General features: G+C 63.1%; 1 protein-coding gene. It reads left to right on the top strand.

From position 1 onward, the window contains the following. The first annotated feature begins 238 nt into the window (after positions 1–238). Complete coding sequence (locus JT51_RS11310; protein ID WP_037312472.1) at positions 239–13,564, top strand: autotransporter outer membrane beta-barrel domain-containing protein; 13,326 nt, start codon at positions 239–241, stop codon at positions 13,562–13,564. Positions 13,565–13,569: the final 5 nt, after the last annotated feature.

The following is a 13,569-nucleotide window of genomic DNA, read 5'->3' as shown; positions in this document are numbered from 1 at the left end:
TGGGGCAATGTGGGCTGCCATCTTGGCCATTTTGTTCAAAGGTGCCTCTCAAATGTTGCATTTGAGCCATGGCCGGGGCGAATTTACAGAAGATTAAAGAATGAATTTTTAATCTCCTTAAACTTGTACATAATCTGCTTTGTATGGTGATGGGGTCAGCTTGAATCGTAGGTTGTTGTTCTTCGAGAACACGGCCAATGCCCGTCCGTTTTGGTAAGCTCGGTTGCGGGGTTCAAGAGTGACTACGAAATTCAATCTGCTGATTGCGATCTCAATTTCTGTTCTAATTTCAACATCTTTGCATGCGGCGCCGACGTCGGCCTCGAAAGTCGGCGACACTGTCACTAACCCTGTAACCGGTATGGATACGACCGTCAGCGCGCTGATCGTGGACCCGGCATCAACGCCCACGGCTGGTACGACCGCTTTTGTGGAAACGGCTGACGGTTACGTTTTTCTGGTCAAAGGCGCTGGTGACACGATTTACAATTCCGACAATCCGCCGCTGGCTTTCAGTATTGTTTCCGTTAGCGGAACTACAGCCCAAATCAGCAACTCGGGGGCCTCGGGCACCGGCAGCCTGTCCACGCAGCTGACCCGTTCGCAGTACGACAGCAATTTCAACAGCACCGGAACGCCAGGTGCTGTTACGCCCCCTCAGGATGTCTCAGGTCCAAATGGTGTGAGCCAGGTTGTCTACGGCCAGGATGGCAGCAATGGCCGGGACGGCGCGTTGGTTGTTCCGCCAAGCTCGGGCGGGAATGGTTCGAATGGTCCAACGCAAACCAAAACCCTGACCGCGGACGTCAACGCAAGCAGCAATATTGGGTGGCAGGTCGGCAGTGTTGGCGGTGATGGCGGCAATGGCGGCGATTCGTACCTGAGTTTCTGGGATGGGCGCGATGGGGGTGATGGCGGCAAAGGCGGCACCGTCAACGCGACGCAGGCGACCAGCAGCACGATTCAGACATCAGGCAGCGACAACGACGGTATTTTCGCATTCAGCCGAAGCGGTGAGGCTGGCAATGGCGGCAGCGGTTTCGCAGCCCCCGGCGGCGGCACCGGAGGGCATTCTTCCGATGGCGGCAATGTGACCGTCACCCAGAGGGGTGAGATTTCCACAACCGGTGAATCCGCCGATGGCATCTATGCGCTGAGTGTGTCCAACAATGGCGGCAATGGTGGGGCGCAATGGGGCCTGGTCGGATCGTCGGGTGACGGCGGATTTGGTGGCAGTGGCGGTACGGTTACGGTCAATACGGCCTCGACCGCCAGCATTCTGACCACAGGTGATTATGCAAACGGGATTTATGCCCAGTCCATCGGTGGGTCCGGCGGGTCTGCGGGCACCAGCGGCAACCTGTTGGTGTCCTTGATCGGTGGTGCGGATAATGGCGGCGACGGCGGGCAGGTCATAGTCTCGCATGGTGGTGCAATTGAAACGCAGGGCGATTTCTCGCGCGGGATCGTCGCCCAGTCAATTGGCGGCGGCGGCGGTTCGGGTGGAACTGCGGGCGGGCTGGTGTCCTTGTCTCTGGGCGGTGTCGGATCGAACGGCGGCAGCGGCAGCGCCGTCAGTGTCACGGTGCAGGGGTCCGGCAGTATTCTGACCTCGGGCGAGGGTGCCGACGGGGTTATGGCGCAATCTATTGGCGGCAGCGGTGGCACGGGCGCAAACACATATGGACTGGTCGCAATCGGCGGCACGGGATCCAAAGGGGGCGCGGGGGCTGCGGTCAGCGTGACCAATCTGGGGAGTATCCAAACCGGAGGCGATGGTGCGCGCGGTATCATCGCACAGTCCATTGGCGGCGGCGGCGGTGACGGCGGATCGTCCGGCGGCATGGTCTCGGTTGGCGGCAACGGCAATGGCGGCGGTAGCGGATCAACCGTTACCATCGTGAATGACGGGATCATCACCACGGTTGGCGATGATGCGATGGGCATTTTGGCCCAGTCGATTGGCGGCGGCGGCGGCAATGGCGGATCGTCCGGATCAGTTGGCGCATTTGTGGGCGTGGCCATTGGCGGTGATGGCGGGACAGGCGGTGCTGGTGGTGACGTGGATGTCACCTTGTCCAACACCGACAGTAGTCAGCCGTCGGCTATCCGGACCTCGGGCGATCGATCAACAGGTGTTTTTGCGCAATCCGTTGGCGGTGGTGGCGGCAATGGCGGCGGTGCAGTTTCCGTGGCTGTTGGGGCCTTTGGCGCGGCCTCGGTGTCGGTCGGCGGCTCGGCGGGCAATGGCGGCGACGGCGGCGACGTGACGATCAGCGGCAGCGGCTCGGCGTCGGTACAAACCGGGGGGGATGACGCCATCGGTGTCATGTTGCAATCCGTTGGCGGCGGTGGCGGCAACGGCGGGTATGCTGTTTCGGTCGCAGTATCCGGCGGCCCGGTTTCGGGGTCTCTGGCCGTTGGTGTCGGTGGCGATGGCGGCTCGGGCGGCGACGGCGGGTCTGTCACGGTCGGACAATTCAACAGCAGTGGAGTGGCAACAGCCGCAGGGTTCGAGGGCACGGTTGTCACAACCGGCAACAGATCGACGGGTATGTTGTTCCAGTCTGTCGGCGGCGGCGGTGGCAATGGCGGTCTGGCTGTGGCCGCGACTGGCGGGGCCTCGGCCCTGTTTTCCGGCAATGTCTCGGTCGGGATCGGTGGTCAGGGCGGCAGTGCTGGCAATGGCGGGGATGTGCAGGTGTACACCAATGCTAACGTCGCGACGACCGGAACGAACTCCAGCGCGATGATCGCGCAATCCGTTGGCGGCGGTGGCGGTAATGGTGGTGGCAGCATCGCCGCCGGGATCAGCGCAAGCGCCGGGGCCGCTGTGGGCATCAACGTCGGCATAGGCGGCGATGGCGGCGGTGCCGGAACCGGTGGCGATGTCACTCTGGTCGCGGGCGGCACCACGATTGAGACCAGCGGAGCATTCTCCAGCGGCGTTGTGGCACAATCCGTCGGTGGTGGTGGCGGCAATGGCGGCTACAGCGTCGGAGCCAGCGCCGATATCGGTGGCGCGGCGGCCGGGTCGGTCAGCGTGGGCCTTGGCGGCAAGTCTGGCGGCGGTGGCGCAGGCGGGAACGTGACCGCGCAGGTAGACGCAGATGTAACGACACGCGGCGACGATTCCGGAGCTATCATCGTACAATCCATTGGCGGCGGCGGCGGCAATGGCGGGTTTAGTGTTGCGGCCGGGCTGGCCGCTGGCGGTGCCGGTGCCGGAACTGTTGGTGTCGGGCTTGGCGGTGATGGTGGCAGCGGTGGTATCGGCGGCACTGTAACCGGTGTTCGCGTCAATGGTGATGTGCGCACCGAAGGGCTGCGCTCGACCGGGGTTGTGATCCAGTCCGTCGGTGGCGGCGGTGGTAATGGAGGCTTCAACGTCACCGCAGGCGTGGCGGCAGGTGGGGCCGGAGCCGGAGCAATCGGTGTCGGATTGGGCGGAGACGGAACCTCGGGCGGCAATGGCGGCGTGGTCGAAGGCCAGGTGGCCGGAAATGTCACCACGCTTTCCGACAATTCGGGCGGCGTCGTGTTCCAATCCATCGGCGGTGGCGGCGGTAATGGTGGCTTCAACGTCACGGCCGGGATCGCAGGAGCAGGTGCAGGTGGCGGTGCCGTCACGGTGGGGCTTGGCGGCGGCGGCTCTGGCGGTGGTATCGGACAGTCTGTAACAGGTCGGGTCACGGGAACTGTCAGCACCGGCGGCGCAGATTCTACTGCTGTTCTGGCACAATCGGTCGGCGGCGGCGGCGGCAACGGCGGCTTTAACGTCAGCGCCTCGCTGGCCGGGGCAGGGGTTGCCAGCGGCGCGGTCTCGGTCGGGCTGGGTGGCGACGGCGGCAGTGGCGCGGTTGGCGGGTCGGTCAGTCTGACGACTGCGAATTCTATTGTCACTGCCGGAGACCGGTCATCCGGTGTCGTGGCGCAATCCATCGGCGGTGGCGGCGGCAACGGCGGCTTTAACGTCTCGGGCACCGGGGCGGGTGCTGGCGTAGGCTCTGGCGCGGTTAGCGTCGGACTGGGCGGAACCGGCGACGGCGGCGGCAATGGCGGTGCAGTCACGCTGACGTCAAACGGTACGATCCTGACGCAGGGCGACTCGGCCACGGCATTTTTGGCGCAATCCATTGGCGGCGGTGGCGGCAATGGCGGGTTCAACGTCAGCGCCTCGGTTCAGGGTTCGGGCACAGCCGGAGGCGCGGTTTCAGTCGGGCTGGGTGGCTCGGGCGCAGGCGGCGGCGACGGCAGCACCGTTATCGCCACATCCAACAATGCGGTTGAGACTCGCGGCGACCAGTCATCCGGTGTTGTGGCACAATCCATCGGCGGTGGCGGCGGCAACGGCGGGTTTAATGTTTCTGCAACCCTGTCCGGTGCAGGCACGGCCAGCGGCGCGGTCAGTGTTGGTCTTGGTGGTTCGGGCGACACGGGCGGCAAAGGCGGCAACGTCACGTTGACGTCGAATGGGACAATTCTGACGGATGGCTTTGCCTCAGGCGGTTTTGTTGCGCAGTCCATCGGCGGCGGTGGCGGCAATGGCGGCTTTAATGTGGCCCCAACTGTATCGGGTGCCGGAACGGGTGCGGGTGCCGTATCCGTCGGTTTGGGTGGTTCGGGCGCAGGCGGCGGCGACGGCAGTCTGGTCACGGCCAGCACCACGGCCAATGTGGTGACCAGAGGCGACGCATCGGTCGGCATTCTGGCGCAATCGGTTGGCGGCGGCGGCGGCAACGGCGGATTCAACGTATCACCTGCCCTTGCAGGGGCGGGCACCGGCGCGGGCGCAATCAGTGTTGGTCTGGGCGGCTCGGGCGGTGGCGGCGGCAATGGCGGCGTTGTCAGCCTGACAGTTGCAAATGACGTTCAGACCGAAGGCGCACAGTCGAGTGCGATCGTGGCGCAATCCATCGGCGGCGGCGGTGGCAACGGTGGGTTCAACGTCTCGGCATCGGTGGGCGGCGCAGGCACGGGGGCCGGAGCGGCAGCCGTGGGCCTGGGCGGTCGCGGCACGGGTGGCGGCGACGCATCGGCGGTCACGGCAAACGTCACCGGGAACATTGTGACTTTGGGTGAAACCTCGTCTGGTCTGCTGGCGCAATCCGTAGGTGGCGGTGGCGGTAACGGCGGCATGAACATCTCGGTCGCGGTGGCGGCGGCGGGCACCGGGTCGGGTGGCGCATCGGTTGGCCTTGGTGGTGCTGCCGGAACCGGCGGTAATGCGGGCACGGCCGGGGCGACGCTGACCGGCAATGTATCGACGCAGGGCAACGACTCGGGCGGTGTTATCGTACAAAGTCTTGGCGGCGGTGGCGGTAATGGCGGCATGAATATATCCGCCACGGTCACGGTGGCCGGAAAAGGATCGGGCGGCGCATCGGTCGGCCTTGGTGGCAGCGGCGGCGATGGCGGCAATTCCGATACGGCCAGCGGTACGGTTGTCGGCAATGTCACCACGGCGGGCGACAATTCTAGCGGCGTTCTGGTGCAATCCGCCGCGGGTGGCGGCGGCAATGGCGGGCTGAATGTTTCGGCGGCGGTGAACCTTTCGGGCACCGGCGGCGGAGCCGTCGGCGTCGGCATCGGTGGTTCCGGTGGCGATGGCGGCAATGCCAGCTCGGCCACTGGGTCGGTCACCGGCGATGTGACCACGACCGGTGAAAACGCAACCGGTGTTCTGGTTCAGTCCGTCGGCGGTGGCGGCGGCAATGGCGGCGTCAATATCTCGGGCGCGATCAGCATTGCCCGCACGGGTTCGGGCGCAGCAGGTATCGGTGTCGGCGGCTTTGGCGGCAGCGGTGGCACCAGCGGTGTGGTCGATAATACGTTTGACGGCACCGTCGAAACGTCGGGCACACGCTCGGCTGGTATCATCGCGCAGAGCCTTGGCGGCGGTGGCGGCAATGGGGCTACCAATATTTCCGGCGCGATTTCAGTGGCCAGCAACTTCTCGGGCGGTCTTGGCATCGGTGTTGGCGGTTTTGGCGGTGATGGCGGCGCGGCGGACAATGTCACGCAGCAAGTCACCGGGAAGGTCACAACAACCGGGGATGACTCGGTTGGAATTCTGACGCAAAGCCTTGGCGGCGGCGGCGGCAATGGTGGCACGAACATCTCGGCCGCCTTGTCCCTGTCGCGGACGACGAATGCGGCGGTGGGCATCGGTGTTGGCGGATTTGGCGGCGGCGGCGCAGATGCCGGGGCGCTGGTTCAATCCACCATCACCGGCGGTGTCGGCACAAGCGGAGACCGCAGCACCGCCATCCTGACCCAAAGCCTTGGTGGTGGTGGCGGCAATGGCGGCACGAATATCTCGGCCTCGCTGGGGATCAGTCAGCAAAACGGCGGCGCGATCAGCCTGGGTGTTGGCGGCTTTGGCGGTGGTGCGGGCAATGCAGGTAACGTGATCAGCACCCTGCGGTCCAGCACGGATGGCAGCGATACAACCTCGGTGGTCACGACGGGCGCGGACAGCATCGGTGTCATGGCGCAATCGGTCGGCGGCGGCGGCGGCAATGGCGGCCTTAACGTATCTGGCGCGGTCAACCTGACGGGTAAATCCGGCGCTGCGGTTGCTTTGGGCCTTGGTGGTTTTGGCGGCGGTGGCGGTGACGCCGGTACTGTGAAGCTGGATGTGGAAAGCGACGTCATGACTACTGGTGACGGATCGCACGGTCTGTTGGCGCAGAGCCTTGGCGGCGGCGGCGGAACCGGCGGCGTGAATATCTCGGGCAGTCTGGCGTTGACCAAACCATCGGGTTCGGACACGATCTTTTCGGTCGCGGCTGGTGTTGGCGGTTTTGGCGGATCGGGCGGCAACGCAAGCGCGGTTGATCTGGACTTTACCGGCAACGTGCAGGCGGTTCCGATGGTGCAGCAAGCGGACGGTTCATTTGCCATTGATGAAAGCAAAGGCGCCAGCGGCATCATTGCACAAAGCCTTGGCGGCGGTGGCGGCAACGGTGGCACCAATGTGTCTGGTGGCATTGCGATCAGCGGTAAACCCGGTGCGGGTCTGACGGACAGCAGCAAATCTTATGCTGTTGTTGTGGGTGTCGGTGGCTTTGGCGGCGGTGGTGGTGATGCCGGAAATGTCGACGTCAACATCGGCGCGGGCAGCACGATCATGGCGCATGGCACCGGGCAATCCGGCCTGTTGGCGCAATCAGTTGGCGGCGGCGGTGGCAATGGCGGCCTGAACGTGTCGGGCGGTATCGTGTCCGACAGCTCGCTTATCGTGGGCGTTGGCGGGTTTGCCGGCAACGGGGGCAAGGCGGGCGACGTCACGGTCACAAGCCAGGCGAACATCATTGTTTCGACGAACCCGGACGATATCTCGATCCCCAGCGACACCACCTTTGAAGACAAACTGCGTGATTTCCTGGGCGATACGATCGTTGATGAAACCGAAGAATTGACCTCGACCTTCGGGCTCGAGCGCCTGTTTATCGACATGGGTGTGTTCAACGAAGAAAAGCCGGATACCGACGGGTCCGCCGGTCTGATGGCGCAATCCATTGGCGGCGGCGGCGGCAATGGCGGTCTGAACGTGTCAGGCGGTATCGCCCTGAGCAAGGATGGCAAGATCCCCTCGGTGACCTTTGGCGTTGGCGGCTTTGGCGGTGACGGCAATGTTTCGGGTAATGTGGCGGTGGATCACACTGGCGCGGTTTCGGTCGCGGGCAACTGGAAACACGGCGTTCTGGCGCAATCCATCGCGGGCGGCGGCGGTAACGGCGCGCTGAATGTGACCGGACAGCTGAACTATGGCGATTCCAACAATTCCAGCGGCAAGACCGACCTGAGCATCGTAGGTGGTCTGGGCGGTCACGGTGGCACCGGGGCACATGCCGGTGATGTATCCGTAACGCAAACTGGCAATATTGCGACAAATGGGTATCACGCCCGCGGTATCTTTGCCCAAAGCATTGGCGGCGGTGGTGGCACCGGCGGGATCAACGCGACCTTTGTCGGCACCAAGGACAGCTCTCCCATCGCGATGGGCATCGGCGGGTTTGGCGGTGGCGGCGGTGATGCAGGCGATGTGACCGTCGCGCGTGGGTCAGCCGCTCTTGCGGCGGGCACAATCGTAACCGATGGTGTTGGTTCGCACGGGATCGAGGCGTCGAGCATCGGCGGCGGCGGCGGCGATGCCGGGATCAACGCGGTGGTGGGCATCAGCAAAACAACCGGCAACCAAAGCAACGGCGGGACCGGCGATTCAACCGACCGCAAGACGCCGACCAACTCGGGCGTCGATGATTCAGTGATCGCCAATTACAACAATGTACTGGATGAGCTTGAGGGCAAAACCAACCCGGCGGATTCCTCGGGCAACAAAACCGGCGTTTCGGCGGTCATCGCCATCGGTGGCGATGCCGGAACTGCAGGCAACGGCGGGACGGTGGATATCGACCATTACGGCGATGTCCTTACCAAGCAAGACAGCAGCCATGGGATCTTTGGTCAATCCATCGGCGGTGGCGGCGGCAACGCGGCCCTGAACCTTGGCATGACCTACGAGCTGGCCTCGGACGCGACCAACAAAGGCTTTGGCCTGGCCATCGGCGGCGGCACGGGTGAGGGCGGCACTGGCGGTTCGGTCGATGTTCGCAACACCGGCAACGTCACCACCATCGGGGCGGATTCCCACGGTCTGTTCGCGCAGTCCGTTGGCGGCGGCGGTGGCAATGCCGGTTACAACTCGGTTTCGACTGCGGTCGATGGTGGCAATGTGAACATTCAGATTGGTCGCACCGGCGGCACCGGGGGCAGCGGCGGCAATGTCTTTGCCAGCTCAAACGGTATCATCGGCACCACGGGCGACCGCTCATACGGTTTTTTTGCCCAGTCCATCGGCAACGGTGGCGGCAATTCGACATCGACCTCGGTCAGCATCGGAACGCCCAAATCTGGCGACAGCAAAGGCAACAAGGCCAGCCTGTCGGTCGGTCTTGAAGGCGGCACAGGCGGGGCAGCGGGCGATGTCACATCCGTTGTGGCCGGAACTGTGGTCACGCAGGGCGCGGATGCCCACGGCGTGTTTGCCCAGTCCGTCGGTGGCGGCGGAGGCAATGGCGGCAAGGCCAGCAACTCGGCCGGTAAGGGCATTTCGATTGCGCTATCCATCGGGGGCACAGGTGGCACCGGTGGCGTTGGCGGCAAAGTAGACGTGACCAACACCGCGCAAATCGCGACCTTCGGTGACCGTTCAATCGGCCTGATGGCGCAATCCATTGGTGGCGCCGGTGGCACTGGGGGCATGGTGCAGGCGGGTCAATCGAACCTCGACACCATCAAAGCACTGGTCAAACCGTCGACGGTTGGCACCACGGCGTCGATCAACATCGGCGGCACGGGTGGCGATGGCATGACCTCGGACACTGTGACCGTGGTCAGCGACGCGATGATCAGCACTGCGGGTACGATGTCTCATGGCATTTTCGCCCAGTCTGTTGGCGGTGGTGGCGGCATGGGTGGTGTGGTCGAAAACCGGATCATCAGCCTGCGCAAAGACATCGGAAACACGGCAACCCTGTCGGTTGGTGGCAACGGTGGCACGGGGGCAAGTTCTGCGGCGGTTTCAGTTACGAACCGCGATGTGATCCAGACCAAGGGCGATAAATCCGTTGGCATTTATGCGCAGTCTGTCGGCGGCGGCGGTGGTGATGCGCAACAGGTGCGCAATATCATTCTGGGCCGTTCCTCGGACGGGGCGACGACAAACGCCATTCTGATCGGCGGCACTGGTGGATCGGGCGCATCCGCCAGTACGGTTACAGTGGTCAACGAAACCGACGGGACAATTTTGACCTCTGGCACGGAAAGCCACGGCATCTTTGCGCAATCCATCGGCGGCGGTGGCGGCAACGGCGGCTCGACGATTTCGGTCGATGGGCGCTATGGCGGGGCCGAGGCCAGCACGCGGCGTGCGCTGCAATTCGGTCTGGGTGGATCGGGCGGTACCGGTGGCACCGGCAGCACCGTTACGGTGACCAACGCGGGAACGATCATGACAACCGGCGATGGTGCCCATGGCATCTTTGCGCAGTCGATTGGCGGCGGCGGCGGCAACGGCGGCAGCTCGATCACGGGCACGCTGCGCCTCAAGACAGGCGACAGCAGTTCGCCCACCGCGCAGTTGAACATCGGCGGATCGGGCGGCAGCGGCAATGTTGCGGGCAACGTGGTTGTCACAAACACCGGGAATATCCAGGTTGATGGGGCAAGCGCCTATGGCATTTACGCGCAATCCGTTGGCGGTGGGGGCGGCAATGGCGGACTGGCTGTTGCCATGGATGTGAATGACCTCAAGAACACCATGACCGGCAAGTCCTATTCCAAGATTGCCATTGGCGGTTCAGGTGGATCGGGTGCAGATGGCGGCGACGTCACGGTCAACCACACCGGCACCATTATCGTGAATGCCGAAAACGGCTTTGGTATCTATGCGCAGTCGGTTGGCGGCGGCGGCGGCAACGCCGGGTATTCGGTCTCTTCGCCGCTGGTCTCGACGCTGGATTACACCATCTCACAAGCACTGGGTGCGCGTGAGGGATCGACCGGATCGGTGGGTACTGTGACCGTCAACTCGACCGGAGACATCTTGGTCAATGGTGAGGGCAGCGAAGCGGTGTTCGTGCAATCGGTGAATGGCGGCGGCGGCAATGTCGATACCTCTGTCGACTTCACGACAGCGACCGCTGGCGCGACCGGCAGCGTTATCAGCAGCGATATCGCACTGGGTGGTGACGACGTATCGGGCATGGCCGGCAATCAGGTTGCGCAATCCCACACCGGCAACATCGTGACGAAAAGCGACAGATCGACAGCTTTGATGTTGCAGAGCATCGGCGGCGGCGGCGGTACATCCGCGACCAACGTTGCTGTTCAGGACGGCGACGGCATCGACATCACCGCACGTCTGGGCGCGATTGATACGGATGACGCCAGCGGTGGTGATGTCAATGGCAACCGGACGGGCGATGTCGGCACGGATGGGGCTTTCTCCTCTGCCGGTGCGACACAATCCATCGGTGGTGGCGGCGGCAAACTTGTGCTGAACAGCGAAGGCGACGGCGAAGCGGGCAGCGAAAAGGCAGCGTCGGTGATCCTGGGCTCTGATCCAAGCTTCAACAACGATGGCGGTGCGATCACCCTGACGTTGGACGGGGATCTGTTCACCAGCGGTGACCGATCCTTTGGCCAAAGCGTCCAGAGCATCGGCGCGGGCGGCGGCGAGGTTGTCATGGCCGGGCTGGGCCGCGCGGATGTGACACTGGGCGCGCAGGATGGTTCAACTGGCGATGGCGGTGCGGTCGATTTCTCCAACACCGGCGATGTGACCACAAGTGGCATGGGCTCGCACGGGTTTGTCATCCAAAGCATTGGTGGCGGCGGCGGTCTGGTCTCGACTGACATGGAGGCCAGCAGAATCGCTGTGACATTGTCGGACAACAATGGCGGTGACGGTGGCGATATTGATTTCACGCAATCCGGAAACATCGTGACCACCGGGGAAAACGCCATTGGCATCGTGGCGCAGTCTCTGGGCGGCGGCGGCGGTATGGTGGACTCGGTCTATCGTGGTTCGGCTGGCGGGGCCGGGGCCGGTGGGGCCATCGACATGACCCTGGACGGCAATGTCCTGTCCGTCGGCGAAGGCGGCATCGGTGTATTCGCGCAATCCGACGGGCGCGACGGTGCGGACGCGATCACACTTGGGTTTGATGGTGTTGTCATGGGTGGCACCGGCCAGACGGATTCGATTGCGTCAATCGTTGTGGATGGCGGCGCCAACAATGTGCTGACCCTGTCCCAAGATACGGTCCTGGTTGCTGGAAACGATCAGATCATGAATGGCGGCACGGGCAACGAGCAAGTCTCGCTTGCGGGTGCGGCGCTTGGGAACCTGAACCTGGGTGGGGGCACGAACGGCCTGACGGTCGAAGATGGCGGTGCGTTCTATGCGCTTGATACCATTGATCTGGGCGCGGCCGGGCAAATGCAGGTGAACGGCAATCTGGTTCTGGGCGCCAACTGGGGCATGAACACACCTTTGTCCGCCACATCCCAATCAGGTGACTTTGTCTTCACCGGCAATGTCAGCCAGACCACGAACCTGAACGGAAGCCTTGCCTTTGGCACAACGGCGACGTCGACCTTTGATGTGTACTTCCTGACCTCAGGGGCGTCGGGCGGGCGCAGCGATCTGGTCAATGCCACCGGGGATGCGTCGATTGGCGGTACGGTGTTGCCGCAGCTCAATACGCTGCAACGTGCCCTGCCTCTGGTCATCATCAACCCCGATGGCAACGCGGCGGATGCGGGAACGATCATTCAGGACACTGTAGTGCTGGATTATTCCATCGGTCTGAACGGGTCTACGTCGGACGGCAGCTCGATTGATCTGGTGATCACGCCGGATTATTCGACCGCGGGGATGAACGCCAATCAGGCCGCTGCGGGGGACTATATCAATCGGGTTCTGAACGGGCAGGGGTCGGCCGCACAGGGCGAGCAATTCGCCCTGATCGGGAACATGCAGACCGAGGCTGAGGTTATCGCCGCAATCGACAGTTACTCAACTGCGGATTACGCCGCTGATGCGGTTGATGCCTATAACGGCACCCGGATTTTCGCTGATGTTCTGCACGATTGCGAGCGTTACACAGACTATCAGTCCGGCGACGATCCGCGCCGGTGTGTCTGGTTCTCGGGCGGAAGATCCTTTTATGACCGCGATCAAACCGGCATCCACGAGGAGTTGGACATAACCAACACCAACCTGTCAGCGGGTATCCGAATGCCGGTCGGGGATGAACTGTATGCCGGTTTCGCCTTGGGTCACGACCAGATGAGCCTGCGGAACGGATCCCAATACAATGCAACCGGCGACCGGTTCAATCTGGGTGCGTCGCTGACCAAATATGTCGGTGCGTGGGAGATGGCGGCCATGCTGTCAGGCGGCTGGTCGGACTATGACACGCAGCGTTCGGGCGGGTTCAGTGGGGTGCTGCCGAATGGTACCGTTGTGGATACGGTTGGCGTCAGCACGATCAAACACAAGATGAACCACCAAAACCTGCGCCTGAGCTTTGCCTATGATCACAGGTTTGCGGGCGGCGGATCATATCTGAAGCCCGGTGTCACAGTCGACGCCACGCGTCTGGCCACGGAAAGCAATGGCGACGCAACCCTGTCGGGGATTGTTCTGCAGGACGACAGCGACATGATCTATTCCCTGACGCCGTCGCTTGAGATCGGAACGGAACAAACCCTTAGCGGCACACAAAAGCTGCGGGCGAGTTTCCGGATGGGGGCGATTATCTCGTCCCACGATACCGTCTCGGTGACCGCTGGTTTCGATGGTGCCAGCTCGTCGGACGGGGGGTTCACAAATACCAGCTTTATCGGCAATGCCCATGGGCTGGTGTCGGCCCGGTTGGGACTGTTTGCGCTGGATGACAGCAGTTTCATAAACCTGAGCATTGATCATATGTTCGGGGACTCGACCAGAGCCTTGCAGGTCGGTTTGGGCCTTGGGGTACAATTCTAATCAAT

The sequence above is a fragment of the Ruegeria halocynthiae genome, assembly GCF_000743705.1.
GTDB classification, from domain to species: Bacteria; Pseudomonadota; Alphaproteobacteria; order Rhodobacterales; family Rhodobacteraceae; genus Ruegeria; species Ruegeria halocynthiae_B.
Note: the sequence above shows the minus strand (reverse complement) of the source record. Positions and strands in the feature narration are given on the sequence as shown.